Annotated in this window: 28 protein-coding genes; 19 read left to right on the top strand and 9 right to left on the bottom strand. The window is 52.6% G+C overall.

Going from position 1 to position 26,967, the window contains the following annotated elements; all coding sequences use genetic code 11:
- Positions 1 to 3: 3 nt before the first annotated feature.
- From ACOQPU_RS18025 to ACOQPU_RS17965, 13 genes are all read left to right on the top strand, one after another.
- On the top strand, positions 4 to 996 hold the full coding sequence (locus ACOQPU_RS18025; RefSeq protein WP_420641220.1) for an ABC transporter permease: 993 nt from the start codon (positions 4 to 6) through the stop codon (positions 994 to 996).
- An 18-nt stretch (positions 997 to 1,014) separates the two neighbouring features.
- Positions 1,015 to 1,995 (top strand): ABC transporter permease, encoded by a 981-nt coding sequence (locus tag ACOQPU_RS18020; RefSeq protein WP_420641219.1) that lies wholly within the window; start codon positions 1,015 to 1,017, stop codon positions 1,993 to 1,995.
- A 25-nt stretch (positions 1,996 to 2,020) separates the two neighbouring features.
- A complete protein-coding gene (locus ACOQPU_RS18015; protein WP_420641218.1) occupies positions 2,021 to 2,968 on the top strand; it encodes a carbohydrate kinase family protein in 948 nt (315 codons plus the stop codon).
- Between the two features lie 49 nt (positions 2,969 to 3,017).
- Positions 3,018 to 4,157 (top strand): uroporphyrinogen decarboxylase family protein, encoded by a 1,140-nt coding sequence (locus tag ACOQPU_RS18010; RefSeq protein WP_420641217.1) that lies wholly within the window; start codon positions 3,018 to 3,020, stop codon positions 4,155 to 4,157.
- A gap of 361 nt (positions 4,158 to 4,518) precedes the next feature.
- Positions 4,519 to 6,279 carry an ATP-binding protein gene (locus ACOQPU_RS18005; RefSeq protein WP_420641216.1) on the top strand — a complete coding sequence of 587 codons (1,761 nt, stop codon included), beginning with the start codon at positions 4,519 to 4,521 and terminating at the stop codon, positions 6,277 to 6,279.
- Positions 6,280 to 6,314: 35 nt separating this feature from the next.
- Positions 6,315 to 6,635: a hypothetical protein gene (locus ACOQPU_RS18000; RefSeq protein WP_420641215.1), complete on the top strand. Its 321-nt coding sequence runs from the start codon at positions 6,315 to 6,317 to the stop codon at positions 6,633 to 6,635.
- An 81-nt stretch (positions 6,636 to 6,716) separates the two neighbouring features.
- Complete coding sequence (locus ACOQPU_RS17995; protein ID WP_420641214.1) at positions 6,717 to 7,322, top strand: hypothetical protein; 606 nt, start codon at positions 6,717 to 6,719, stop codon at positions 7,320 to 7,322.
- 163 nt (positions 7,323 to 7,485) lie between these two features.
- Positions 7,486 to 9,192 carry a hypothetical protein gene (locus ACOQPU_RS17990; protein ID WP_420641213.1) on the top strand — a complete coding sequence of 569 codons (1,707 nt, stop codon included), beginning with the start codon at positions 7,486 to 7,488 and terminating at the stop codon, positions 9,190 to 9,192.
- Between the two features lie 145 nt (positions 9,193 to 9,337).
- A complete protein-coding gene (locus tag ACOQPU_RS17985; protein WP_420641212.1) occupies positions 9,338 to 11,116 on the top strand; it encodes a TolB family protein in 1,779 nt (592 codons plus the stop codon).
- Positions 11,117 to 11,173: 57 nt separating this feature from the next.
- Positions 11,174 to 11,311, top strand: a complete 138-nt coding sequence (locus ACOQPU_RS17980; protein WP_420641211.1) for a hypothetical protein — start codon at positions 11,174 to 11,176, stop codon at positions 11,309 to 11,311.
- Positions 11,312 to 11,422: 111 nt separating this feature from the next.
- Positions 11,423 to 12,334, top strand: a complete 912-nt coding sequence (locus ACOQPU_RS17975) for a hypothetical protein (protein ID WP_420641210.1) — start codon at positions 11,423 to 11,425, stop codon at positions 12,332 to 12,334.
- A gap of 114 nt (positions 12,335 to 12,448) precedes the next feature.
- Entirely contained in the window at positions 12,449 to 12,859 is a 411-nt protein-coding gene (locus ACOQPU_RS17970) for an OsmC family protein (RefSeq protein WP_420641209.1), read from the top strand.
- A 113-nt stretch (positions 12,860 to 12,972) separates the two neighbouring features.
- A complete protein-coding gene (locus ACOQPU_RS17965) occupies positions 12,973 to 13,584 on the top strand; it encodes an RNA polymerase sigma factor (RefSeq protein ID WP_420641208.1) in 612 nt (203 codons plus the stop codon).
- A 125-nt stretch (positions 13,585 to 13,709) separates the two neighbouring features.
- On the opposite strand, the gene moeB is transcribed toward ACOQPU_RS17965, so the two are convergent.
- The 7 genes from moeB to ACOQPU_RS17930 form a co-directional block, all read right to left on the bottom strand.
- A complete protein-coding gene (moeB, locus tag ACOQPU_RS17960; protein WP_420641207.1) occupies positions 13,710 to 14,924 on the bottom strand; it encodes a molybdopterin-synthase adenylyltransferase MoeB in 1,215 nt (404 codons plus the stop codon).
- A 254-nt stretch (positions 14,925 to 15,178) separates the two neighbouring features.
- A complete protein-coding gene (locus ACOQPU_RS17955) occupies positions 15,179 to 15,586 on the bottom strand; it encodes a thioredoxin family protein (protein ID WP_420641206.1) in 408 nt (135 codons plus the stop codon).
- A gap of 67 nt (positions 15,587 to 15,653) precedes the next feature.
- A complete protein-coding gene (locus tag ACOQPU_RS17950) occupies positions 15,654 to 16,109 on the bottom strand; it encodes a DUF4395 domain-containing protein (RefSeq protein ID WP_420641205.1) in 456 nt (151 codons plus the stop codon).
- Between the two features lie 18 nt (positions 16,110 to 16,127).
- On the bottom strand, positions 16,128 to 16,403 hold the full coding sequence (locus tag ACOQPU_RS17945) for a MoaD/ThiS family protein (RefSeq protein ID WP_420641204.1): 276 nt from the start codon (positions 16,401 to 16,403) through the stop codon (positions 16,128 to 16,130).
- Between the two features lie 13 nt (positions 16,404 to 16,416).
- Positions 16,417 to 16,851 (bottom strand): M67 family metallopeptidase, encoded by a 435-nt coding sequence (locus ACOQPU_RS17940; RefSeq protein ID WP_420641203.1) that lies wholly within the window; start codon positions 16,849 to 16,851, stop codon positions 16,417 to 16,419.
- A 33-nt stretch (positions 16,852 to 16,884) separates the two neighbouring features.
- Positions 16,885 to 17,835, bottom strand: a complete 951-nt coding sequence (locus tag ACOQPU_RS17935) for a PLP-dependent cysteine synthase family protein (protein WP_420641202.1) — start codon at positions 17,833 to 17,835, stop codon at positions 16,885 to 16,887.
- Positions 17,836 to 18,266: 431 nt separating this feature from the next.
- Positions 18,267 to 19,043, bottom strand: a complete 777-nt coding sequence (locus tag ACOQPU_RS17930) for a lysoplasmalogenase (RefSeq protein WP_420641201.1) — start codon at positions 19,041 to 19,043, stop codon at positions 18,267 to 18,269.
- A gap of 172 nt (positions 19,044 to 19,215) precedes the next feature.
- On the opposite strand from ACOQPU_RS17930, the gene ACOQPU_RS17925 reads away from it, so the two are divergent.
- The 3 genes from ACOQPU_RS17925 to ACOQPU_RS17915 all read left to right on the top strand — a co-directional run bounded on the left by ACOQPU_RS17925 (position 19,216) and on the right by ACOQPU_RS17915 (position 20,942).
- Complete coding sequence (locus ACOQPU_RS17925) at positions 19,216 to 19,797, top strand: RNA polymerase sigma factor (RefSeq protein ID WP_420641200.1); 582 nt, start codon at positions 19,216 to 19,218, stop codon at positions 19,795 to 19,797.
- 2 nt (positions 19,798 to 19,799) lie between these two features.
- Positions 19,800 to 20,342: an anti-sigma factor family protein gene (locus ACOQPU_RS17920; protein WP_420641199.1), complete on the top strand. Its 543-nt coding sequence runs from the start codon at positions 19,800 to 19,802 to the stop codon at positions 20,340 to 20,342.
- 105 nt (positions 20,343 to 20,447) lie between these two features.
- Positions 20,448 to 20,942, top strand: a complete 495-nt coding sequence (locus ACOQPU_RS17915; protein WP_420641198.1) for a hypothetical protein — start codon at positions 20,448 to 20,450, stop codon at positions 20,940 to 20,942.
- Between the two features lie 35 nt (positions 20,943 to 20,977).
- Here the strand turns inward: ACOQPU_RS17915 and ACOQPU_RS17910 are convergent, their stop codons facing one another.
- Together ACOQPU_RS17910 and ACOQPU_RS17905 are read right to left on the bottom strand one after the other, a co-directional pair.
- The gene (locus tag ACOQPU_RS17910; protein WP_420641197.1) at positions 20,978 to 21,547 is read right to left on the bottom strand and encodes a metalloregulator ArsR/SmtB family transcription factor; all 570 of its coding nucleotides are present in this window, start codon (positions 21,545 to 21,547) and stop codon (positions 20,978 to 20,980) included.
- Entirely contained in the window at positions 21,540 to 21,794 is a 255-nt protein-coding gene (locus ACOQPU_RS17905) for a hypothetical protein (RefSeq protein WP_420641196.1), read from the bottom strand. Before ACOQPU_RS17905 ends, ACOQPU_RS17910 begins: the two co-directional genes overlap by 8 nt.
- Positions 21,795 to 22,003: 209 nt before the next feature.
- Here ACOQPU_RS17905 and ACOQPU_RS17900 point away from each other — a divergent pair, with 209 nt between their 5' ends.
- From ACOQPU_RS17900 to ACOQPU_RS17890, 3 genes are all read left to right on the top strand, one after another.
- Entirely contained in the window at positions 22,004 to 24,304 is a 2,301-nt protein-coding gene (locus ACOQPU_RS17900) for an ATP-dependent RecD-like DNA helicase (RefSeq protein WP_420641195.1), read from the top strand.
- Positions 24,305 to 24,424: 120 nt separating this feature from the next.
- Positions 24,425 to 25,840 carry a TolB family protein gene (locus tag ACOQPU_RS17895; RefSeq protein ID WP_420641194.1) on the top strand — a complete coding sequence of 472 codons (1,416 nt, stop codon included), beginning with the start codon at positions 24,425 to 24,427 and terminating at the stop codon, positions 25,838 to 25,840.
- Between the two features lie 264 nt (positions 25,841 to 26,104).
- Positions 26,105 to 26,923 carry a non-canonical purine NTP pyrophosphatase gene (locus ACOQPU_RS17890; protein WP_420641193.1) on the top strand — a complete coding sequence of 273 codons (819 nt, stop codon included), beginning with the start codon at positions 26,105 to 26,107 and terminating at the stop codon, positions 26,921 to 26,923.
- The last annotated feature ends 44 nt before the right edge of the window (positions 26,924 to 26,967 follow it).

Here is a 26,967-nt window from a genome sequence, read left to right as displayed (position 1 = left end):
GCTATGTTGAATGGACGACGAACATCCCGCATTGCCAAAAGTCCTTTTCTCTCAGCACTGCTGTTGTTCGTGATTGCTTTGGCTGTTAACTTCTATTTGCAGCCCAATCTATTTGAACTGCGCGTGCTAAACAGCAACTTGCGCATTTTTTTACCGGCAATGCTCCTGGCGGCAGGTCAGGCTATTGTCGTCATCGGCGGCGGTGTTGATCTGTCTGTTGGCGCGATGGTGTCGATGATCAACGCCATCCTGGTAACGGTCATTTTGCCTGAATCAAGTCCATTCTTTGTCGTCATGGGTTTGCTGCTTGGCTGTGTTATCGGTATTGCTGCTGGGTCTTTAAATGGTCTAGCAATCTCTTATATGCGGCTCCAGCCAATCGTTACCACCTATGCCAGCAGCTTTATCTTCTCTGGCATTGCTCTGTGGGTTCTACCGAGGCCGGGGGGAAAAATGCCAGCAGATATTCCTCGTTTATATCGCTCCACACCGGGCAATATCCCCTTTGCCGTTTATATCACCGTTGGCATCATCCTCATCTGGCTGTTGATCCGCTCTATCCGCTATGGGCAGTATCTATTTGCAGTTGGCGGCAAGGCAGATGCTGCTTACGCTACGGGTGTTCCTGTTAGCCGCGTACGGTGGAGCACCTATGCCTTGTCTGGGCTGTTTGCCGCCCTTTCTGCTTTCGCGCTCACCATGAGCACCGGCACGGGCGATCCCAACATCGGCAATGCAATGACGCTGCCCTCTATTGTGGCTGTGGTTTTGGGCGGCATCAGCTTAAGCGGTGGCAAAGGAAGCGTTATTGGTGCTCTGCTGGGTGTTTTAATTCTAGGGCTGATTCGTAACATTATTTCCTTTGCCAATGTGCCCACATGGTGGCAAACACTTGTTGATGCGCTCATCATTTTGGCGGCTCTGGCTGGACCAGGCCTTATCCGCCTAATTCGTTCGCGCAACAGGGCAATGATTGAACAGGCAGCATCCACGTAAGAAGCAAGGACTTTATTTATGACTTCAGTAAGCAATACCGTTGAACGAAAACGGCCGCGTGTGAAATTGTCGCCTCCCATCATTGCCCTTTTGCTGGCGCTGCTGCTCTTTTTGGTTGGTGGCGTCATCAATCCAGACTTTCTCAACGCCGATCAAGCCATCAATATTGTTCGTCTGGCGGCTTTTTTAGGCATTATTGCCGCCGGGCAGACGCTGGTCATCATTAGCGGGGGTGAAGGCATAGACTTATCTGTCGGTGCCATTGTAACGCTGGGGGCAATAATTGTTTTCCGGGTTTCCAACGGACAAAACAGCCTGATCGTCGTAGGGTTTTTGGCCGCTATGGGTGTGGGAGCTTTTATTGGGCTGCTCAATGGCATTGGCATTACCTGGCTTAAGGTTCCCCCACTTGTGATGACGCTTGCTATGGCTGGAGTGGTGCAGGGAATCATTCTTATTGTGTCTCAAGGCACGTTTGAGGGTAAAGCTCCCTCTTTGCTCAGCGATCTAATATCTAATCCGCTGATTGGCATCGTGCCTGGCGTGTTGTTTATTTGGGCCTTGCTGGCGTTAGGCATGTGGCTATTGTTGGAACGTAGCGTTTACGGCAAACAGCTATTTGCTGTCGGTGTTAACCGACTTACGGCGCGATTATCTGGTGTGAATGTCCCCAGGACGATCATTGTTACCTATGCGCTGAGCGGCATGTTGGCCGCGTTTGGCGGGGCAATTCTGCTGGGCTTTACGCAGACGGTCTATTTTAACTTGGGTGTGCCTTATCTTTTCCCATCCATTGCTGCGGTGGTGGTTGGGGGCACATTGCTGTCCGGTGGCGTGGGCAGTTATTGGGGTACGATGTCTGGTGCGCTGGTGTTGACATTGATTTCCAGCTTGCTGCGCTCGATGCAGCTGCCAGAAGCGTACCAGTTGGTAATATTGGGCATTATTTTGTTGGCGCTTATTTCAGTATACGGCCGTCAGCGCAGCCTCCGCCAATAATTTTACAGCCATTAAACTGAAAATTATGTTTGTCGTAATTGGAACAACGACGGCTGATATCTTTGTTCGTGGCATGCCCACCTTTGCCGGGCTTGGGGACGGCTTTCAGGCAAACAACCTGGTCTTTTGCGATAAACCACTTCTGATCATCGTTGGCGGTAATGGTGCTAACAGTGCCTACGTGTTGGGCAGGCTCGATGTGGAAACTGCACTTTGCAGCACCATTGGGCAAGATGAGTTAGGCGATTGGCTGGCACAAAAACTGTTAACTCAAAACGTACGCCTTGAAGGATTATTACGTCATCCTAACAGAGCCACATCTTCATCCACCATCCTGCTAGATAACGCAGAAAACCAATCGGTATTTCATCACCTAGGGGCATCAGAAACGCTTGCATTAACGCCTATACATGAAAGCCTATTAGCGCGCGCCGCTGTGCTGTTGTGCAGTAGCTATACCTTATTGCCACATATGCGCTCTGGTGGTTTTTCTCGCGCATTGCGGCTTGCTCACGAGGCAGGGGGCATAACTGCACTTGATATCGGACCAGCGATCGGTGAGCCAGTGACTACATCTGAAATCAAATCACTGTTTCCCCAGCTTGACTACTTAATCGCCAACACACACGAGCTTAAAGAATGCACTCAGGCAAAAGATTGGGAAGACGCCTGCGCAAAGCTTTTAGGCGAAGGTTGTGCTTGCGTCGTGGCAAAACGAGGGGGTGAAGGTGTATCTTTACGGTCGCATCATGGCAACATCGATCTCCCTGCCATTCAAGTTTCGGGCAACATTTCGGTGGGCGCAGGCGACTCGTTCAATGCCGGATTTCTATATGCGTGCTGGAAGAAGCGATCGCCCCAGCAAGCACTTCAGTTTGGGAGCGTCGTGGCGGCAGCAGTTGTGGCTGGCCAGCAAGGTGTTTTTAGTGCGCCTTCTTTGGCTGAGGTGGAAGCAGCACTGGAGCAGAAGTAAGGTTGAAAACGGCCGTAAAAAATCAAAGTAATAAGGAAACCAAATGTCAATGACTCCGAAAGAACGCGTTTTAATGGCTGTTGCACATCAAGAGCCGGATAGAGTGCCCCTGGCCTTATGGGGAAGCTGGTACGGCGTTACAGACAAGCTCTATTTCAATATTTTGGACAGTTTGGGCTGGGAAGCTGTGGCTCCGTTCCGCCCAGGCAAGTTTCATTCAGTCAACTATTACGACGACCGCCTGTTAGAACAGCTTCATATTGACGTGCGACACGTCGATCCCGGCACGATTTCTGCTTACAGTAAAGTGAGAGCAGAGGGTACTGATGCCTTAGGTATTAAATGGGATACAAGCGGCCTCTACCGTACCGCCTGTGAGCACCCGGTCGAGCATTTCACCGTCGAGCAAATAATGGAATTCCCCATGCCCAACGCCGATGAGCTGATTGATCAAGACCAGATTTTGGAACGCGTAAAAACCATCAAGTCCTTAGGTGAAGAGTATGCTGTTGTGGGGCGGGCTGTTGCTTCTTATGGCTTTTTTGAAATGTCGCAATCTATGCGCAAGCATGAACAGCTATTTATAGATTTGGCTTTGGCTCCAGATATCGTATTTGCCTTACTTGAACGTCTCTATGATTTTTATGCCGCCATGATTGTCCGGTTTTTAGATATTGCTGGCGCGAGCATCGATATATTGGAACTGCCGGGAGATGATTTTGCTGGCAATTCTGGACCAATCATTTCTACTAAAATGTTCGATAAATTTTATAAACAAGCCTATGCTCGCATCATTCATTTGGTCAAGGAACACAGTCCACATATCAAGGTGATTTACCATTCAGATGGTGCAATGACTGCCTTCTTGTCGCGCCTGATTGAGATTGGCGCAGATATATTCCATTCGGCCGAACCTTTGCCTGCCTGGAACCTGGGGGAAATGAAAACACAATATGGCGATCATATTACATTCATGGGTGGGATCGATATTAAGGATGCACTGCCAGGTAGCAAGCAAGAAGTGATAGCTGAAGTAAAAAACCGCCTTGCAGAAATGGGATCTGGTGGAGGCTATATTTTGGCACCGTCTAATCATGTACAGTGGGATGTTCCACCTGAAAATGTGTTTACCCTTTATGAGAGTGCTCGCAAATACGGCCGTTACCCTTTGCAATTAGATAAAGGGTAGGGCTTTATTCCCCTTGGCTTGGTGGCGGAGGAAACATTCATCCGCGTGTTCTGCAGCGACTCCGGCAGCTGCGGAATCATGACGTCTGGCAAGGTTTGCAAAAACATCTTCTGGGATATCGTTTTCATTGGCGTCAGTTTACCCATAATACGGCCGTAAAACCACTCCTTCCCCGCTCAAACCAACCCTGTTTTTTCACGCAATTTATGCGTAGCAGTTCCCTATAATTGATTACAATGAACCCCGTTGAGCAGTGTGTTGTGATGAGAAGTGTCAGTTCTTTTTGCTAAACCGAATTGATGCAAACCGCTGCGGAGCCTAATAAGCATGTAACTATTAAAGACGATTTAGGGAAAAACCTATGTCTAATCAACTGATTGAAAGACAAGAAGCCCGCCTCGCCGCCCTCTACGAAGTGAGTTCCCAGTTAGGCAAGTCGCTCGATTTAGGGGAAGTGCTGAACCAAGTCATGGATTCCATTATCCAGCTCACCGGGGCAGAGCGCGGCTTTTTAATGTTGTACGATTCTGAAAAAGGTGACCTACAAACCCGTGCTGCGCGTAACTTTGACCAGGAAACGATCGAAGCGGATGCTACCAACATCAGCCGCACCGTCATCGAGCGGGCCATCCACACGGGCGAAGGCATCTTGTCTAGCAATGCCCAGGAAGATGACCGCTTCTCAGGCCGAGAGAGCGTGGTGGGCTACCAGCTACGCTCCATCATGTGTGCCCCGCTGCGCGTTCGCGGCCATACGCTGGGGGCTGTCTACGTAGACAATCGCCTCTTTAGCGGCGTCTTTGAGAAAGACGATCTTGGCCTGCTGGTGACCTTTGCCAATCAGGCAGCCATCGCCATTGAAAACGCCCGCCTCTTTACCCAAACCGACCAGGCTTTGGCTCGCCGCGTGGAAGAGCTTTCGCTCTTCCAGCGGATTGACCAGCAGCTCAACCGTTCGCTGGAGCTAAACCAGGTACTCAGCCTCTCGCTCAATTGGGCCATTGCCCTCACCAACGCGGCGGGCGGCTCCATTGGCCTGTTTGAAGAGCTTGAGAATGAAGATACGGGCATGTTAAACAGCCCACCCGTTCAAGTGTTGCGCCTGCTGGTTTTCCGGGGAGAGGAGGAACATAGCGAGGACCGTCTAGTTTCGCTGGACCATCCCATCGTGCAAAAGATCATGATAGACGGCCGTTCCATTCTCACCCATAATGTCTCTGAAGAAGAGTCCGTAGATGGCACCCCGGCCACAATGCAATTAGCTGTCCCCATTCAGCAGGATGGCACCATCACTGGGCTAATCACCTTGGAAACCCAGCAAAATATTGAGATTAACCGGGAAGATATTGCCTTTGTAGAGCGTTTGTCAGACCGAGCCGCAGTGGCTATTAAAAATGCCAAACTGTATGAGGCCATCCACGCGGCCAACAAAGCTAAAAGCGACTTTATCTCGTTGGTAGCGCATGAGCTGCGCGTACCGATGACCTCCATCAAGGGATACACCGATTTGATGAACGCGGGGCTGGCCGGGCCGTTAAGCGACCAGCAAAAGCAGTTTCTGGAAGTGATTCGCCGCAACCTCACCCGGATGACCTCGCTGATTAGTGACTTATCGGACATCAACCATATTGAAAGCGGCCGTATGAAGTTCGATTTACAGCCGTTTGACCTGCGCGAAGTGGTGGCTGACGTGGCGGACAGCCTGCGCGGGCGGATTGAAAATCGGCAGCAGACGCTGCATATTGACATTGAAGACGCTTTGCCGCCTGTATTTGCGGATTCCACCCGCATTGCCCAGGTAGTTTCTAACCTGATGAGCAACGCGAACAAATATACGCAGGACGGGGGTGAAATTGTGCTGCGGGCTTGGCCAAACGGCCGTTTTGCCTACGTCAGCATCCAGGACAACGGGATAGGTATTTCTGAAGAAAATCAGGAAAAGCTGTTTACCCAATTCTTCCGCGCCGAAGACAAAGAAGTACGCGAGCAAGCAGGCTGGGGGCTGGGGCTATCCATTGTACGCCGCATGGTTGAAGCTCAAAATGGTGAAATCACCTTTGAAACTGCCTTGGGGGAAGGAAGTACATTTACTTTTACCGTTCCTTTGGCTAATATGGAATAATGTACTATCGTAAAAGCCAATTAGGAAGGTGAATCGTGGAAGACAGCGCATCCGGCTTGAAATTATTACTAAGCTATGAAGTATTAGACACCAAACTGCAAGCGTACCAGCAATTTGTTATCCAGCAGTACGTACCTGCCATGCAAATGATGGGCTTCCAGGTAAGCGAAGTGTGGCATACGGCTTATGGCGAGGCACCCAACCGTCTTGTTGGCTTTGTTTGCCGTGACCGCCAAACAGTGGATGATTTGCTCGACAACGAGATGTGGCTCACGCTCAACAGCCAGCTAGAAGAGTACGTTACTGAGTTCTCCTATAAATTGGTGCCCTACCAGCGGGGCGTTTTCCAAATGTAATCAACTGTACAAGCACGCAGGTTTGCAGGTAGCAATTTCACCTGCGTACGTACTTACTTGCAGAGTCGCAAACCCTCCTCAATGAAAAAGCACAAACTCTTGCTATTTGATCAAATGAGCCGCCGAATGCGGGGTAAGCTGCTTTGGCTGGGCTTAACGCTGCTCGTTTTGGCCGTGGTGGACTTGATACGGCCGTTCCTCGGCCCCACCTTCTACTTGCTCTGGCTGGTCATCGGCCTGGTTGCTTTATTGTGGATTTACTACAGCATCCTGCTGCGCCGTACCGACATTTTTGTTGGCCCCAGCTACCTGCTGCTGCGTGGACCGCTGCGCGAAGTGAAGATTAGCTACGGCCGTATCGAAACCATCACCTCTACCCAAATGAGCCAACATTTCAACCTGAAGCAGCTCAAAGCGCGCGAACGCAGCCTGGTGAAGCCCGTTTTTGCGGCAACCTGCACCTTCATCAGCCTGAATAGCTGGCCAAAGTCGCTGCAAAAACGACGCACGCTTTGGTTCCCCCGCTTGCTGTTTGGCGTCCGCCGCGAAGGGTTGCTGCTCGTCTCGCCTAACTGGCTGACGCTCAACCGCGACATCGAAGAAGCCCGCCGCAAGTGGCACGATGCCCGCCGCCAGAAAAACCAAAAAGACGGCCGTTCTCTCGCCGCCCAAATCCTCGATTGGTAAGGATGCGTGAAACGTGAAAAATCTCACGCATCACGTTTCATACCCCAAACGTAGTTCAAACATCACCACACCATCCAGAATTCCTCTATTGCTGTGTGGCACAATAAAAGCTGATAATTTGTGGAGATACGGCCGTTTCTCCCACGGCATTGGAATGAAAAAGATGACAAACCTGAGATGGCTACTTGCTGGTTTACTGCTTTCAGTGGGTCTGGCAGCCTGCACGCCACCCGCTGACCCCGTTGTGGTGACGCGCCCGGTGATTGTTACAGAAATGGCAGCAACGGCCGTTCCCACCACCGGCACCGCCACACCTGCATCCACCCACACAGCCGCGCCAAGGCCCAGAGCAACCATCACCCCGCCGCCCACGCCGCTGCCAACGCCAACCCCGCTGCCCGCGCTGTCGCCGGAGGCTTTGGCCCAAATGGTAGCAGAAGGCTTGTCGTGGACGGCCGTTCCCGGCATGGATGGCTTTCCCCTGTGGCAGCTTTCTGACTTTGAGTATGGGTTACGCTACATGCCCTACGGCTACTGCGAATTTGGCCCCTACCGCTGGCTAACCGACGACCAACTTCTGCTTTTTCCCATCGTAGACCACACGAGCTGGTTTGAAGAGCCCACAATGGGCAAAGTCACCCAGCCCATTGTGTTTAACGCCGCCGCTGGCACCGCCTGGCTACCAGATACCCCGCGCACCGACGTTTGCGATCTGCCCGTCTGGTCAGCCACCCGCCAGCAGCTCATCGAAGCCAGCGACGGCGAAGTGCGCCTGCGCAACCTCGCGGGCAACGTGGTCGCCACCTATCCCGGTAGTATGCCCCTCTTCATCGCCCCCAGCGGCCAACGCCTGCTGGCTGGGCAAACCTGGATTGACCTGACCACCGGAGAACAGGTTCAGCTAGATGGCTGGCAGCGTGTAAAATTCCCTCGCCCTGCCTGGTCCAGCGACGAAACCGAAATCTTCGAATGCTGCTTTAGCTATGTAAACGTAGCTACCGGAGAAAGTTGGACGCGACAGGATTTGCCCGATTTGTGGGTGGGGGGCATTGGTGCGGCTCCTGGCTATTTTGGCTCTGCTAGTCACTGGGTGGCAGATGATGACTTGGTAATCATTGAACCCAACAACATCTCTTTTTTCAATGGGTCAGATCAACCAGCTTTGCCACTCATTGATCCTGCTTCAAAAACCATAATAAATATTGTCGAAGCGTTTGATTTGCCAACAAACTTATTTGATTGCTTTTCACAATTAACACCCATGAATTCCCAACTCTGGTTTAGCTGCATTCAGGTTTTAGATGATGGTTACACTAAGTCGCTTGGCGTCTCCTATTTGGTAGCGTTGCCTGAGCTGAATGCTACGACGTTCACCGGTGAATTTATTTTTCGCGGCTGGTCGGCAGACGGCCGTTTCTACAGCTACGACGAAATCACCGATCTCACCACCAACGAGGGCGCCACCTGGCTGGCACAGGTAAACGGAAACCAGTGGCAGATAGCCGCCGATCCGTTGGCAACCGAACCGCTTGAGCGGCAATATTGGCACCCAACCCAGCCGCTGGCCCTCATGCAAAGCGGCCGCAGCAACCGGCTGTTGCTAATTGACACCACCAGCCTCACCCGGCAGCTCGATTTTCCCTACGCTCTGGCCGATGTCGCCTGGCAGCCCAACGGCGACGGCATTGTCTTGTTAACTACCGACAATGCACTCTTTTGGCTAGACGAACTATTTGCCCCAGACAGCGAACCGCAGCGCATCGCACCTGATTTGGCTGAAATCAACAATGTGCGCTGGTCGCCAAATGGCCATCGGCTGGCGTTCATCAGTGGAAACAGCTTCTACGTGATTGATATGACAGATAATTAACGTTCACGACTGGCACACGACACGTAGCCCAAACAGTTATCAATCGCCCGCCAACCATCCAGAATCCTACGCCCCTGCCTGCTAAGATACCTTTTTGATAGTGCGTATTCCGTCATTTCCTACGCACTGTTTAGGAGAAAACAGTATGAAATTCAGTAAAACCATCGTGTTTTGTTTGATTATCTTGGGAATTGCTGCGTGCCGACCGGCCAGTAGTGGGCCACCGCAAGTAACGCCTACGGCCGTTCCCCCTACCACCACACCCGCTACCAATGAAGTCGAGGTAGCCGTCACCAGAATCGTCGTCACGGCCGAACCCACTGCCACGCCTGCTCCCTGCACCCCACTACCAACCGGGATGCACCTCGCCATCAGCATGGCTGAACAGGAACGCACCATTTTGATAAATGTTGAAGGCTTGCTGCCAGAAGATAAGCCGGTTGTGCTTTTGAACGGCCGTTCCGCCCAACATGGCAGCAGGATTGAATTTGCATTGGCCAATCCAGTTGGGGCAAACGGCCGTTACCAGGACAGTTATCACCTGGGCGAAAATGACATCATGGAATGGAGCGGCCAAATTATCCACCAGCGTGGGGCTGTCTGCTTTGAATTCACCTTGCCGCTTACCGAACCGCTGGTGCTGGAAGCTGCCGCTGAACCAGCAGCCACGCCGGAAGCTGCCACACCAAACCAAAGCAGCGGCACCAGTAACCAACCTGTTATTTCTGCCGACGGCAGCGTGATTGCCTTTACCTCGCTGGGCGCACTTACCCCCGGCAGTAATCCCGACTGGGCCGCCTACGCTTACGATGCCAGCAGCAACCAACTTGAGCTGCTCAGCATTCGGCACGATGGCCTGCCAGCATACGATGCAATCTATGCAGTCGCGCTGTCGGCAGACGGCCGTTTCGCCGCCTACTACTCCTTCGACGGGGAAACCACCCCCGAAGACCCCGATATTTGCACCGATGGCGACTGGAGCGAACCATGTGAAGATTTGTACATCTACGATCGGCAAACCGGGGAAATTGAGCGCATTCCGGTGGGGCGTTCCTCTGGTTTGGGCAAATCATACACCATTTCACTGTCAGCAGACGGCCGTTTCGTGGCCTACGAAGGGCTACAAATTTATGATCGAGAAACGGGCGAAATGCTCAACATCTTCACGGAGCCGCCCAACGGAGCTACCTTCGCCCCCGTTTTTGCCGCCAATGGCGACATTGCCTTTGTTTCTGGTGCCAGTAATTTGGTGCCCAACGACGTGAACGAGACATTCGACGTCTTTGTTTGGGAAGCCGTCACCGGGCAAATAAGCCGCGTTAGCATTGCCAGCGACGGCAGTGAAAGTGACGACGTGAGCGGGGCGCAGCCTCTTCATGAGGGGATTGGTGATTCCCTAACCATCTCGGCAGACGGCCGTTTCGTGGCCTTCACCTCTCTGGGAACTGGCCTAACAGCAGATGAATTAAGCCAATGCGACGACTATCGCGGCTTTACCCGCACCTGCTATGCCATCTACCTGCACGACCGGCAAACGGGCAAGACCCGACTGGTAATCAACGGGGATGGGGATAGCGCGCAGCCGTCGCTTTCGGCAGACGGCCGTTACCTGGTGTTTAGCTCCATGGCCCAAAATCTACTGCCCAACACGCCTCCCTGCGACGTTCCCGCGCTCACCGTTTGCGGCCACATCTACCTCCTGGATACGCAAACAGGTGAGCTGCAACTGCTCAGCCAATCGGTCAACGGTGATTGGGGTGATAGTGGCAGCACCCATCCACAAATATCGGCTGACGGCCGCATCATCACCTTCTCCTCAGACGCCAGTAACCTCGTGCCCAACGATACCAACGCCGTCAGCGACATCTTCCGCTACGACTCAACAACAGGAGAAATGGTTCGAGTAAGTTTGGTAAACCGGTAAATCATTGGCTCATCTGCCTTTATGTGACAGTCACTTTCGGTAGTGACTGTCACCTTGATGCACAAACGATCTTCTGGAGAATCTGCCGACGCCCAGGCAATGCGGCACAAAGCCTGTACCTACCTACATCAACAAAGTTTGGAAATTGAGGAAACGGCCGTACGCCAAGCCTACCTCGCCAGCTACACCCTCTAAATAGCCCCAGTTCACCCACCTGGAACAAAATCGATCCCCTTGACGTTATGAAGATGAAGGTCGAGATGCCCTCGGCCTTTTACTTTGAACGAACAAAAGGAGGTTTCAATCATGAAACTAAAAACGATTTTTACATTACTATTTCTACTTCTGGCAGCAGCTTGCAGCCCTGCTGGCGGTGAACCTGCAATCATCGAAGAACCAACCAGCGAACCGCAACCTTTGCCCGATCCAGGTGAAGCAATTCCAACCAAAACGCTCGCAGGTGAGGCAACGGTTGAAGCAATCAGCATCTTCATTATGGAGTCATTCCCGGTGCAGGTGCAGGTCAATGCAACCGGCTACTTAGGGGATGGCTGCACTACACTGGGTGAAATCAGCACAACCCTAGAAGGAAACATCTTTACGGTCAAAATTCCCACCGAGCGACCTGCCGATGCGCTTTGCACCCAGCAGCTTGTTGGGTTTGATGAAAACATTTCACTGGATGTGCTGGGTTTGCCTGCTGGCACCTACACCGTTGACGTGAATGGCGTCACCGACAGCTTCACTCTGGACATTGACAACATAGGCCACTCTCTGCCGGGCATGGACGACGACCCTGCTTCAGAACTTGGCCTGCCAGATGAAGACGTGGCTGAACTGCTGCGCCTTTCGTTGGAACGTGCCCTGGTTGGCCAGGAAATTCCTGACTATGCATTGTTGGCAGATCAACCAGAAATCATCCTGTCCACAGAAAATATTGATCCGGCTCTGCTACCAGAATTGGATGTCATCGCTCTGGTAACGATGACGCCAGAGGAAATTCAGGCAAAGGCAGATGCCGACGGTGATTTTCCATTCTTGCGGTTTCAGGGATTTACGGCCGTTTCTGACAACGAAGTGCGCGTATCCATGGGCAGCAGTTGGGCCGTGGGAGCCAATTCCGACATGATCTACCTGAGCGGTGGCGGCTTTACCATTAGCTACTCACGCACCATCAACGGCTGGGACGGCGAAGTAACAGAAATGTGGATTTCCTAACAGTGTAACCATTTCCAGGCACAGGCATCTAAGTAAAAAGAGTGGTGGGGAAACGGCCGTTTCCCCACCACAATTAAACTAAATCAAACCTGTTTTTACGGAGATGACTTCACAATGGAAATGATAATCGACTTCCCCGGTGGGGCGCGTGTAGATGCCCACTTTGGCCCTTTCACCGTTCCCACCGATCAACCATCTGCCAATGGCATGGCCTCTGCGCCAACGCCATTTGCCACCTTTTTAGCCTCCTTTGGCACCTGCGCCGGCATTTACGTGCTGGGCTTCTGCCAACAGCGCGGCATCTCAGCCGAAGGCATACGCCTGGTGCAAAGCCTGGAAGTGAACCGGATGACGGGCATGGTAAGCAAAATCAAGCTAGATATTCAGCTGCCACCCACTTTCCCGGAAAAATACAAAACGGCCGTTATTCGCGCCGCCGACCAATGTGCAGTGAAAAAGCATTTTGAGAACCCACCCACGTTTGAAATCCAGGCCAACGTCGCCGCAGAGTTGGCTGCCGCTTAACGTTTATCCTATCGTCATCACTCCCTCTGGGAAGGGACCAAAAAGCGAAAGACCCAAAAAAGGCAACCCGTTGTTGGTTGCCTTTTTTGCTGTCTCAGGATAGAGTGACGGGTATGGTAGAGCTGAATCAGGAAACGGCCGTTTCCACCCCAGAGATTGACGAAAGTAAACTAATTGCCCGAATCCAGGCTGGCGATAAATCCGCCTGCGACGACTGCATCGCTCTGCACACCCCAGCCCTCAAACGATTGCTGCTGCGCCTCCTGAATAATGAGCAGGATGCCGAGGATGTGCTGCAAGAAACCTTCCTCAATGCCTTTCGTGCCATCCACAACTTTGAAGGACGATCAAGCCTGAGCACCTGGCTCTATCGTATTGCCTACAACGCGGCCATGATGCGCCTACGCCGCCCCAAAGCCCATACCGTTTCTGTGGAAGAAACGTTGGACGAGACACCCGGCCACATTCCACGTCAGCTATTCGATTGGTGTTGTTTACCTGAAGAAACCTACGATGGTGAAGAGGTCCAAACACAGCTACGACAGGCCATCGCCGCCATGCCGGAATCCTTGCAAACTGTGTTTGTCCTGCGCGAATTAGAAGGCATGAGTACCGCCGAAACGGCCGACACACTTAATCTGACACCCAGTGCCACCAAAGTGCGCCTGCACCGCGCCCGCCATTGGCTGCGCGACACCCTCGGCCCCATTTTGGCTCCCCAATAAAGAATAGCCACAGAGTACGCAGAGGTTTGAGAGGTTTAGCAGCTCAAGTGATAATCTCTTTGCGCTACCTACCACCTATGAATTACCACTTCTCTATTTTCTCTGTGCCCTCTGTGGCCAAAAATCTAATAAGTCGGCAATTGCGGTTCTATCTCTTTGGCCCAGCGATTGATGCCGCCGTCCAAGTTCCACAGCTTCTTAAAGCCATGCGTTTGCAGTTCGCGCACAATGTCAGCACTTCGCGCTCCAGAGCGGCACTGCACCACAATCTCCTGAGCCGTATCTAGCTCATTTAGCCGGTTCACCACCTGCCCCTTGGGAATCAGGTGCGCGCCCAAATGGCTCAGGTTTGAGATGTCCCACTCATGCGGCTCTCTCACGTCCAGAATGTACAGATTGTCGCCTGCTTCCAACCGTGCCTTAAGCTGTGTGGGAGCCATCTGCGGCACGCTATCACCGTTGCTTTGCTCTGCTGCCGAAAAATGGCTGCGATCGTGGGCGGGCATCCCGCAGAATAGCTCGTAGTCGATCAACTCGGTGAGCGTGGGATTCTCGTTGCACACGGGGCAGTTGGGGTTTTTGCGCAGATTTACCTGGTCGAACTCCATGTTAAGAGCATCATACAGCAGCAAACGGCCGATCAATGGTTCGCCCTGACCCAAAATCAATTTAACCGCTTCCGTTGCCTGAATGGCACCAATGGTACCGGGCAAAATACCCAGCACGCCACCCTCGGCACAGCTAGGCACCAGCCCGGGTGGCGGCGGCTCTGGGAAGAGGCAACGGTAGCATGGTCCTTCCTCAGCGTAAAAGACAGAGGCTTGCCCCTCAAAGCGGAAAATGCTGCCGTACACATTGGGCTTGCCCAGCAGTACACACGCATCATTTGTCAGGTAGCGGGTGGGGAAGTTGTCTGTGCCGTCAATGATGATGTTATACGGCTCAAACAGTTCCAGGGCGTTATCAGAGGTCAACGGCACTTCGTAGGTATCTACCTGAATGTGCGGATTGATGTCTTGAATACGGTCTTTGGCACTGTCTAGCTTGGGTCGCCCGACGTCTTTGGTGCCGTGAATAATTTGGCGTTGCAGATTGGTATAGTCCACAACATCGTAATCCACCATGCCAATGCGACCAATGCCCGCTGCGGCCAAATACATCGCCAACGGTGAGCCAAGCCCACCTGCGCCAATCAGCAGGACGCTGGCGGCTTTGAGCTTCTTCTGCCCTTCCATGCCCACTTCTGGCATGATCAGGTGGCGACTGTACCGCTCGACTTCTTCGTGCGACAAACTCACATCGGCTAAGGCCGCTGGGTCAATTAAGGTTTTGCTACTCATAAAGGTCTCCGTTTAAGGAATAGAAATGTCTTAAAACGTACTATCAACAGATTTCGCAGATTACATGGATTTTTGCTTTAATCCACGCAACCTTTTTAATCTAGGACTTACGCAGTGAAGACTACAAAACGCTTATTCTCTCAAGGATTAACATCATTAGACCCAAGACTTTTGTAGTCTGGTTAGGGCGAGTGCGTAAGTCTTACAATCTTTGCTTGAATGTTTTCAAGAGCATTTGTGTTAATCATGTAATTTTAGGCCAGGTTGGCAACTTGCTGCGTGAGTTTGTGCGTATGGGTAAGACCGTAATTGATCTCACGCACGTCGCCTTGCTGGTCAATAAGAATCGTGGTGGGCAAGGTGAAAACGCCGTATTTTTCGGCCGTTTCCGGTTCCAACTCGGTATCAATTTTTTGCACGACCAACTCATTATGCCACTCGGCTAAAAGTTGTTCCAAATAGCGTGCCTGGCTGGGGCAGGCGGCGCAGCTATCGCTGGCAAAGTAAAGGATAGTGGGCGTTTGGGGCATAGCTTGCGCTGAGCCTGCCAAAGTAGCCGTTTCCATATCGCCCAACACCCGCACATGCCGCCGCTTAAAGGTAGCGTAGGCGGTCGTGCCAAGCATGATGAGTATCGTTGTGATGAGTAATCTTTCTATCATTTTTGAAGTATTCAGAGATCAGTTTTCAGTAGGTCAGTAAACTGAACAGTGATTACTGGCTCACTGATTACCGAATCGGTTTCACCCGAAAGCCGGGCAAGCCCAGCTTGTTCAGTTGGTAGTAAACAAAGCAGCCAGCGCAGAAGCCAAGGAACAGGTTGAGAGCCGCCAGCGTAACCACCAGCCAGACCAATCCCCAGCCAAGCAGGGGCAATCCAGCCGCCAGCGCAATTACCGCCAGGGCGACCACGACGCCACCGAAGCCCTGAGCAAAGCGATGCGGTTCCGGGTTATCAACAATCACGTCTGGCTTTACCAGCCCGGTGGGGCGCAGCCCGTGTTGATAAATGCGTTTGAAGAGAGATAGGCGGGGAACGGCCGTTCCCACCAGCATCACCAACCCTACAAACGCCGCCAGCCAAACCGCGTCCAGCACGAACGCCAGAATGCTTAAGCTAATAATAAATGCCTGATTCACTCGCAAAGCCGAGTGATCTACTTTTCGTTCTTTCGGAGTGCTCATCTCGTTTTCTCCATCCCTTTAACCTTGGCCACCGGCAATGGAGGGAATAATCATTAAGGTGTCGTTGTCGGCAACGGCCGTTTCTGGGCCATCTAAGTAACGCACATCTTCCTGATTCAGGTAGATGTTGACAAAGCTGCGTAGCTCATCTGCCTCAAACAGATGTTGGCGCAGGTCTGGGAACTGCTGTGTCAGGTCATTTAGGGCACTGCTCACATCATTGCCATTGACTGTGACGGTAGCGTTGTTGCCAGAATACGGCCGTAGCGGGGTAGGAATACGAATGGTAGGCATGGTTTACTCTCCTTTAGTTATCAGTTTCAACAATCTCTTCTTCAAAAAAGCCAGACCGATCTGCTGCCAGCTGCCATGACTGGCTGTAGGTCGGTTCGCCTTTTAACACCTGGGTAATCAAATAGGAATAGCCCGGCCAGCTAGCCCAAGCTAAATCACGCGGCGAAGCCACCGGCACATCATCTGGGTGGCTGTGGAAAATGCCAATCACGTCCAGACCAGCCATCATTGCTTCTAGCTCCACCTGCTGCCACGCATTGGGGTCGATGCTGAAGCGAATCGGTTTTTCAGCTTCGTCGGGCCACACATTCTCCATTGGGCGAATCTGCTGCACCACATTTTTGCCTGGCCCAGCCTGCCCCAGCAACAAGCCACAACCCTCAAACGGATAGGATGCCTGCCCGTGCGCTTTAATTGCCTCGTGAAGCTCCTTACTTAATGTCAGCATATTTTCTTCTAACCACAGATTTCGCAGATATTCTTATTGCCACAAAGTATCGCTCAAATATTTGAAGCCATTGTCGGGCAAGATGGTCACGACAACGCCTTCATCTAACGTTTTGGCCACGTTCAGGCTGGCAACCACGGCCGCGGCGGCAGAAATGCCCACAAACAGTCCTTCATTACGCGCCAAAAAGTGTGCCATTTTGTGAGCGTCTTCGGTACGAACAGTTACCTGCTCGTCTGGCACGCCCTCGTCATAAATACCTGGCTTGAGCGCAGAAGGCATATGCTTTAGCCCTTCAAGGCCATGAAAAGGGCCATCCGGCTGCATGGCCACCGTGCTAATGTTCGGATTAAACTGCTTCAAGCGACGGGTGGTACCAGTGAAAGTGCCGCTGGTGCCTAAACCGGCCACAAAATGAGTGATTTGGCCGTCTGTTTGCTGCCAAATTTCTGGGGCAGTGGTTTTGGTGTGCGCCTGCCAGTTAGCTGAATTGTTGTATTGGTTCGCGTAGTAGAGTGTGGGATCGGCAGCAGCCAATTCCCGGGCTACCAAAATCGCCCCGTCGGAACCTTCTAGCGGATCAGTAAGAATGAGTTCTGCACCGTACGCTTTGAGGATGGCGATGCGCTCGGGGCTGGCGTTGCTGGGTAAGGTGAGCTTGATTTGGTAGCCGCGCGCCGCGCCGAGCATGGCGTAAGCAATGCCCATGTTGCCAGAGGTTGAGTCTAGCAAGGTCATGCCAGGCTTTAGCTGTCCATTTTCTTCGGCTGTGCGGATGATATTGAGAGCAGCCCGGTCTTTGACGGAGCCGCTGGGGTTAAACCATTCTGCTTTAGCATAGATGGCAACGGTATTGGGGATGTGGTGAGCAACGGCCGTATTCCACAAGCGAATCAGCGGCGTGTTCCCAACCTGATCTTCTAAACGATTGGCAGACGTGGTGACGGATGAAAGGGGACGTGTGTTTTCTATTGTTGACAACATAATTGTAGGTGTTCCTGAAATTGTTTCTAATACAGGGGTAGCAGATTACTACCCAACAAAAAACGGTCGCAGCTAATTAGCTGGCGAGACAACAAGGAGAGCAAAACAATGCTCATTGTTGCTTCGCGAGGGTAGCTACCGACCGTTTGCGCATGAATGCGCTTGTAGAAACTTTTTCAGGTTCTCAAACGGTGGTTAGCACCCTCGCTCAATACACCTGCAATATTGTCCAATCATCATTATCACACTTTTGTTGGCAAGCTGCGCCGCAATTGGGCATTGTTCGGGTCAGGCGCAACTAGCTTACTGTTGAATCATTTGCGAGTATAGCAAAGCGATTGCGCGAGTCAAGTTAGAAAAAGATAAACGGACTCGCGTCAATTTTTCCTGCATGTACTTTAGATGGGGTATGTATGTGGGTTCTTACTTGTTTATTGGCCGAAGAGGGAAACGGCCGTTGCCGCACTGAACACAATCAGCATCTGACCAGGACCATAAGTAAGCCAAATCACATCCCCAATTAAGTAAAAGCTGGTGCCGTTAAACAGTTGAGTGGCAATGATCAAATCGCTGATGAGGAAGAGGGCAGCTCCGATGGCCAGCCAAGTAAATTGACCTTGCTGAATTGCCAGGCTGGTCGCTACGCCCGCCGTGCTGGCCAGCAGCAGCGCATAGGGCAGCGTGGCTTGGTGCAGCGTGGTGGGCTGCTGGCCACGATAAACGACAAAATACCAGGCGGCAGCCCCAATCATCCACCAAACAATGAGGCTGCCCCAGCGGGTCGTACCGTCGGTTAAACCAATCTGGTTGCCAAACCGCCAAATGCCGATGATGTAGGCAACGTGGCCGAGGCCAAAGGCGGCCATGCCGCCCAACACGTTCCGGCCGCCGGGCAGGACGCCTGCCATAAACAGATCGCCCAGAAAGCCAAAGGTCATGCCGATGGCCAGCCACAGCACAAAGCTGTTGACCTCGTTTTGGCGGGTAATGAAAAACCAGCTCCAGCCAGCCAGCACCAGTACGGCAGAGGAACTGAGTCGGGCCCATTTGGGCATTCGTTGGCTGGAATCGGCGGAACCAAACAGGAACCCACCAAACAGCAGCGCAGCCCACATGATGAGCAAGGCGATAAGCCAAATACGGGACGCTGGGTTTAGATAGGTGAACATGCAGGAATTGTACCGGGGAACGGCCGTTTGGTGAAGCATGAAAAGGTAAAATATTTTAGACGAAGAAACGAAGGAACAGAGAAACAAAGGAGGCCTGATAAACAGACGCTTCGTTCCTTTCATTCTTCGTGCCTTCGTATAAATTCTGGTACTTTCTTGCGCTTTGCAACTTTTTGGGCAGTTTCCGGTACACTCTGGTAGGACGCAAACCATGACGCTGACAGATGAGCAGCACCTGCTGCAACAGGCCAGGCAGAAAGACGAAACCAGCGCTGCCGCGTATGGAGAGCTGGTGCGTCGTTACCAAACGGCCGTGTTCAACACCGCGTATCGTCTGTTGGGTCGACGGGTAGAGGCGGAGGATGCTGCCCAGGAAGCGTTTTTGCGGGCGTATCGGGCGTTGGACAGGTTTGAATTGGGACGGCCGTTTGCCCCTTGGATCAAGCGCATCACCACCAATTTATGTTTAAACTGGCTGGAATCATCCAGAGCCAAAACGCAGTTATTGGCCGCCGATATGTCGCGGAATGACCAGCCCGTGAGCCTGGATGATTGGGCGCAATCAGCCCCATCGCCAGAACAAACGTTGGTTCGCGCCGAACAATCGACCCAGTTGCATCAGGCGATTTTGGCTCTGCCGCCGCGCTATCGTGTCGCCATTGAGCTGCGCCATTTTCAGGAGCTGAGCTATGATGAAATGGCTGCGATGATGGAACGGCCGCTCAGCAGCGTCAAAAGCGATCTGTTTCGGGCAAGAAAGATGCTGGCAGAGAAGATGAAAGAGAGTGCTTAACCATGAAAGAGTTTGACGAAGATTTACTGCATGAATATCTAGATGGCACGCTGGATGAGCAAACTCGGCAGGCTATTGAAGCCCATCTGGCTAATTCGCCAGAGGCGCGGGCGCGGCTAGCCGAGCTGGAAGCGTTGTTTAGCGACCTGGATGCCCTGCCGGAGCTGCCGCTGGCAACTGATTTATCAGCGCGGGTGGTGGCAGAAATTGGGCAAGAAACGGCCGTTGCTCGACTGCCGCGCTGGCTGTGGGGCTTGATGCTGGGGCAGGTAGCCATTGCCCTGCTTTTGCTAGGGAATGTGTGGTCGTCGCTGCTGGCTTGGTGGGGAAACGGCCGTGCCATCGCCATAGATTGGTTTGCTACCTTGCAACTGTCCACACTGAGTTGGTTGAATGAATTTTGGGCGGGGGTAACGGCCGTTTGGCAGCAGCCTGCCTTGCCCAATCTCATCTTTGATTTGCCCACCGCACAGTGGGCGTTGCTGTTCGGCCTGGCACTCGTCGTTTGGCTAGCAGGCAACCGCCTCATGTTTACATCTGATTAGCCACAGAGGTCAAAGAGATTAAAGAGATTTTACTGATTACTGACTTACCGATTACTGGTCGCGAAGCGGTCGCTCTGCGACATTACCGTCCCACGGGAGGTTCACATGGCTGAAGGGCTACAACTTACAATCATCGTTTTGTTTAGCTGGGGGACGCTGGCTGCGCTGCTGGTGCTGCTGCCTGCTTTGCTGCCAGGGCGCGTAGCGCGGGCGCAGCAGGTGGCAAAGAACAGTCCGGGGCGTTCGTTTGTCATTGGGCTGGTGAACTTCCTCTTTTTTGGTGTATTGATTGCGATCTTTTCTCAGGGTGGGGAGTTGGGTGGCCTCATTGCGGCGATCATTTTTCTGCTGCTGCTGGCGGTTACGGCCGTTGGCCTATCAGCTATTAATCAGATCGTCCAAACCCGTCTGTATCCGAAGGATGAGGGGGTGAAGGTGGGGTTGAAAACGGCCGTGCTGCTCATCGCTGGAGGATTGGTGCCGCTGCTGGGTTGGTTTGTCGTCGCGCCCATCTTGCTGCTCATTGGCCTGGGCGCGGGCATCATTGCCCTGGTACGCCGGAAAACCAGCCCGGCGCAGGGTACCGAACTGCCATTTTAAGAAGTTCAACTTTTGCCAGAAGTTGAACCTCTTTCTTAGTCCAGACGACGGTAGATACCACCGCTGCGGGTCATCAGGCTATGATCGATGAGGGAGCGGCGCAGGGTGGCCACATCTTCGTGAAAGTCGAGCAGGATGAAGTTGACCTCTTTTTCTGTGTATTCCCGATCTGGCTCAAACTCCTGCACGATGAGTTCCAGAATGACCTGGAGCTTTTTAAGCTGGGCAGGCAAGCGAATCAGTCGGCCCCGCTTAAAGAAGGTGTTGAGCACCTTTTGCTTATAAGCATCGGTTTGAACTTTGGCCGTTAGACTGAGCTGAGACAAACGAATTACTTCCCCCAGCGGCTTCTTGAGCACATCCCCCACCAACGAATAAATCTGGTAATACTGGTCCTTGGTAGACGTCAGCAGGCCAGCTTCTGCCAGTTTACTGAGGTGATGGGAGACGGTGGCAGGCTTCAGGTTCAAAATCGCGGCCAGCTCTTCGCCATGACGCGGTTTTTGCTGGATGAGGTTCATCATCAGCAGCCGCGCCGGATGGCCCAACGCTTTGAACAGTTGGGCGCGTTCTTCCAGATTGAGCTCGGCCGTTGATTTACTCACTGCTTTGACTCCTTTTGCCGGTAGCCCGCTGGTAGGCCATCTCAAAAATGCTCTTGGCGTGTTGGATTGTGCTCAATTTGATCTGCTCTTTGATCAGATGTTCCCGGTCGTTCATCGCCTTGAGCAGCTCAATCTCGTTCTGGCTGTGGGTAATGATGGTGCTAATGATGTGGTGAAATCCTTTGGCAATTTTGTCGGCCTCAGACAAATCTGACGCAAATATTTCCTCATATGCTTTCATAGACATGGTCAACCTCTTGCTTTGAAGTTTTCAAAATCATTTCTTGATTATTTAATTTAATAATTATCTAATTGAAATATACGATCTATTTTTAACTTTGTCAAACAGAATAGCTTCCCAATTGTCAGAATACAAAAGTCTGCGAGACTTTTGTATTCTTGTGGAAATGAGCCAACAAATTACTCAATTGCCCAATTACCCAATACAATTACGCCATGTCCGAGCAAGTTCAGATCGCTGGCTCTGTGGAGCGCATTACCTACTATAACGAGGAAAATGGGTACACCGTGCTGCGGCTTAAGCCCGACTCGCGGGGAATGTTGCCCTTTCGCTATGCCAGCGGACGAGAGGCACTCATCACTGTGGTAGGCAATTTGCCAGAGGTGCAGCCGGGCGAATGGCTGAAGCTGACGGGCAAATGGGGCAATCATCCCAAACACGGCCGTCAATTTCTGGCCGAATTTTGCGAACAGTCGCTGCCCGCCACCATCGAGGGCATCAAGCGGTATCTTGGCTCGGGCATGATTCGCGGCGTAGGCAAGGTGATGGCCGAACGCATCGTGCAGCACTTTGGCGAAGAGACGTTGGACGTCATCGAATACGAGCCGGAGCGATTGCAAACGGTGCTAGGCATTGGCCGCAAGCGCGTGGGGCAAATTATGAAGGCGTGGGAGGAGCAGCGGGCCATCAAGGACGTGATGATCTTTTTGCAGTCGCACGGCGTTTCTACCAATCTGGCGACCAAAATATACAAAAAATATGGCGACACCTCCCTGGCCATTGTGCAAAACACGCCGTACAAGTTGGTGCAGGACGTGTACGGCATTGGCTTCAAAACGGCCGATAAAATTGCCCAGGCGTTGGGGTTAGCTGCCGACGATCCAGGCCGCATTGAGGCGGGCATCGCCTACACGCTCAACCGCATGGCGGAGGATGGCCACGTTTACATGCCGCAGGAAGAGTTGGAACCAGAAGCGGCCGAAATTTTGGGATTGGCGGCGGAGAAGGTAACGGCCGTTATCGATCATTTAGAAACGAGCGATTTTATCAAACGGGAGACGCTGCGATATCCGGTGAGCGGTGAACCGTCAGCAGTAAACAGTGGTCAGTATTCAGTAATCGGTGAAGAGAAGCCAATTTACAATGCGGGAACACCAGCGGTGCGGGAAGAGCGGGCAGTCTACCTGACGCCGTTTTACTATTCTGAAGTGGGGGTTACGCAGCGCATCCAGCGCTTGCTAGACCATCCTACCAGTCGATTGGCTACTCTGCGGAATCAAAATGCCGGCCATCAATCGAAAATCCAAAATCGAAAATCAGAAATCCAGTTGGCTCCTCAGCAGCTCCACGCCATCCAAACGGCCGTTACCCACAAAGTCACCATTCTCACCGGCGGCCCAGGCACGGGCAAAACCACCACCATGCGGGCTTTGTTGGATTTGCTAGACAGGCATCGCCTCACTTACGCACTCGCCTCCCCCACGGGCCGCGCGGCCAAGCGGCTGGCGGAGGCAACCGGGCGTGAAGCCAAAACGGTCCATCGCTTGCTGGAGTTCAAGCCGGGGGAAGGATTCGGCCGTTCCGAAAGCAATCCGCTCGACGCTGATATGGTGATTATTGACGAAGCCTCGATGCTGGATTTGCTGCTGACGCACAACCTGCTCAAAGCGATTTCGCCAGACAGCCATTTGCTGCTGGTAGGGGATGTGGATCAGCTTCCCAGCGTGGGCGCGGGGGACATACTGGGGGATTTGATCGATTCGGGGAAAACGGCCGTTGTTCGCCTGCAAACCATCTTTCGTCAGGCGTCCGATTCGCTCATCATCAGCAACGCCCACCTGATCAACGAAGGCAAAATGCCGCAAACCAGTCCAGAGGCCAACGACTTCTTCATTTTTGTGAAGGAAGACTCCGCCGAAGCGGCCGAACTGCTCGTAGATGTAGTTAGAAACCGGGTGCCGCTCAAGTTCAAGCTCGATCCGCTGGACGATATTCAAGTGCTGGCACCAATGTACAACGGTGCGGTGGGTGTGAACAATTTGAATCTGCTGCTGCAAGCCGCGCTTAATCCAGGGGCCAAGCGCAAAGCGGAGCGCAAGCTGGGTGGGCGGCTGTTCCGCGTGGGCGACAAGGTGATGCAGACGGTGAACAACTATGACAAAAACGTCTACAACGGCGACATCGGCCGCGTCACGGCGATGGACATTTTGCAGCAAAATCTAACCGTCAGTATTGATGGTGCGCCAGTCGTGTACGACTTTTTGGAGGTGGATGAGCTGGTTCACGCCTACGCTATCTCCGTGCATAAAAGCCAGGGGGCAGAGTACCCGTGTGTAGTCATGCCGGTGGCCACCCAGCACTACCTCATGTTGCAGCGGAATTTATTGTATACGGCCGTTACTCGTGCCAAAAAGCTGGTCATCCTCGTCGGCACCCGCAAAGCGATCCGCATCGCCGTCAAAAACGACAAAACCACCCAACGCCACACCGCCCTCGACTGGAGATTAAACCGTTAACCATTTGCTTGCGGTACCTCTCTCGTAGCCCAATCGTCCAACTCAACCATCTTGTTTTCGGTATGCTTGCTTTGGATTGAGCCATTATCTTCTTCATCTGGCTCAAAAGGAGCAGATAGTGTGAAGCGTTTGTTGATTGTCGTGTTTTGCTTGGTTTTAGTGGGCTGTTTGCCTGAAAGTGCTTCAGAACCGGTGACGGTTGCAGCTATTCGTGTTCAGCCTACCGAAACGGCCGCTCCTACAGCAACAACCCTCCCCTCCCCGTTGCCCCCACCCACAGACGCCCCCTCACCAACGGCCGTTCCCACCAAAACAAGCCTGCCAATACCGCCACAACGAGAAATGGTAGACAGTCTGACGGCCGTATCCGCCAATGCCATCGCCTACGTGCAGAACAAACAGCTTTTCATACGCACCTTGCCCGATAGCGACATCGTACCAGTGTATACCGAGCCATGCCCGGAAGGCAGCTACTGCTCTCTGAATTACCTCAAGTGGTCGCCCGACGGGCAGTTTTTACTCTACACCTATTACAATGGCGAAAGCAGCAGTCTGCGCCTGAGCGACCGGCAGGGCAAGGTACAAATCATCGATGATGTCGGGTTTATTCGCCCCGGTGATTGGTCGCCAGACGGCCGTGCCATTGCCTACATAAAACAAACCGATACCTTCATTGAGCCATCGGATTTTGACCCGCTGGGCAGTTGGCTGTTTGAAGTTTGGACCATGCCTGTTGCCGAAGATGGCAGCCTGGGCACGCCCCAATTAGAAGGAACTAGGCAAATGCCTGGGGGTGGCTGTGGCGGCGGCGGCCGTTCGCTCAGCGAAGTGCTTTATGAAAACGAGGGTGGCACCTCTTACGGTTACCTGATGGGCGTTACCGAGTGGACCGCGCAGAATATTCTGCTTTACACTGTCGACTGTACCAATATCGGCATCGGCCGTTTTGATATGACCACTGGCACCGAACTACCGGGGTTTGACCGACCTTTGCGCAATTTGGTGCTAAACGCCAGCGAAGACCGCTGGTATGCCGTCACCGGTAACGCCTGGAGTCGGGATGATTTAGAGAGTAATCAGTTGGTTACCGGCACGCCAGACTCCACAGAAGTTACAGTAATTCCCACAACTGCCAAAGTGGAGCTGATTTTCATCGGCCAAACCAGTGGCACAATTTATTACACAGAGCGCAATCCCCTAGGGCGGGAATCCTTGGACAGCCAGGGACTGTATTTTGCGTTTTACGAATCGGCACTGTGGCGCATCCAGTCGGATGGCTCTGGCGAAGAACGATTGCTATTTGGAGAAGATGATCATGCCTATGCTCAGGTACGCGAAACGGCCGTTGGCGACCTCATCTTTGTGTGGGTAGAAAATGAACGGCCGTTGTTTGCCGCCGCCCAGGTCGTGGAAGGCAATCCAGACAGGCTGCAAGCATACACCCCTCAACGCCACATCATGCAGCTCCCGGCCAACGGCGGCGACCCGGTCATGATTTTAAGCAACGCAGGGCAACCTACGTTATCGTTGCCCTGATAGCTTGGCATATTTTTATAGGCTCACGCAAAGTCGCAAAGCAATGAGAATATACTTTGCGACTTTGCGTGAAAATTTTCTTACGTATTTTAGACTCAGAGGGTGCATTTACTTGTTGTTTACCACACAAGATTACAAAAGTCTGGCCTTGCAAAGCTGCTGGTGCAGACGTGAAGACTTTTGTAATCTCCTACAAAACTTTTGACCGCACCCCGCCCCAGATTGAGTCTTCCAAATCAGGGGCATTCTGTTTACAATATTTCCATGCCAAAAGAACGCCTCGACCGCCTCTACTTCGTCTCATCCTGGGATGACAAGTTCAACGATTATCAATTTTTGCTGGGTAAATATGCCAATCTATTTTTGTTCCGCTACAACGTGAAGGATATTGTCACTGATGACATTGATATTCTCATTCGGCGCAAGGTGGGGGAGGTGGCGACTATGCTGCCCTACACGCCATTTTTGGTGGAGCAAACCAACCTGAACATCCGGGCCTGGCGCAATTTGCCCGGAAATGTGACGGGGCTGTTTATGGGCAACGTGGGGGCAGATGGCATTTGCAAGATGCTGGAACCTTTTGTAGACCGCACGGCGACGGCCGTTACCAAACTAGCCTACCATGCCCCAGACGGCCGTGTGCGGGTGTTTACCGGTACGCTGCCAGGAACCATCGCCCCAGAGCCGCGCGGTAGCCACATTTTTGGCTGGGATGCCATCTTCATCCCCAATGGCCACAACCGCACGCTGGCCCAAATGACGATGGAGCAGCGCAACAATATTTCTACCCGGAAACTGGCGGTAGCGGAATTTTATACGGCCGTTCTCCACGAAGAACAGGCCGACACCTTGCTGCAAAACCGCATCCGCTTGAAAGAGCTCATGGTGCGCTACTTCAACAAGGAAGAGCTAGAAGACCTCTGCTTTGACCTGGGCATTGATAAGGACAACCTGCCCAACGCCACCAAGCCAGAACTGGCAAAAGAGATCATCCTCTACTGCGAGAGGCATGATAAGCTAGATAGCCTGCTGGAAATTTGCCGCAAGCAGCGCCCCCACGCCGAATGGCCTGAAGAATTGTAATTTAGCCACAGATTTCGCGGATTTCGCAGATTATTTGTTTTTAA

It is taken from the genome of Candidatus Leptofilum sp. (assembly GCF_965223285.1).
Taxonomy (GTDB): Bacteria; Chloroflexota; Anaerolineae; order Promineifilales; family Promineifilaceae; genus Leptofilum.
The sequence above is the reverse complement of the archived record's forward strand: the minus strand, read 5'-3'. Positions and strand labels throughout refer to the sequence as shown.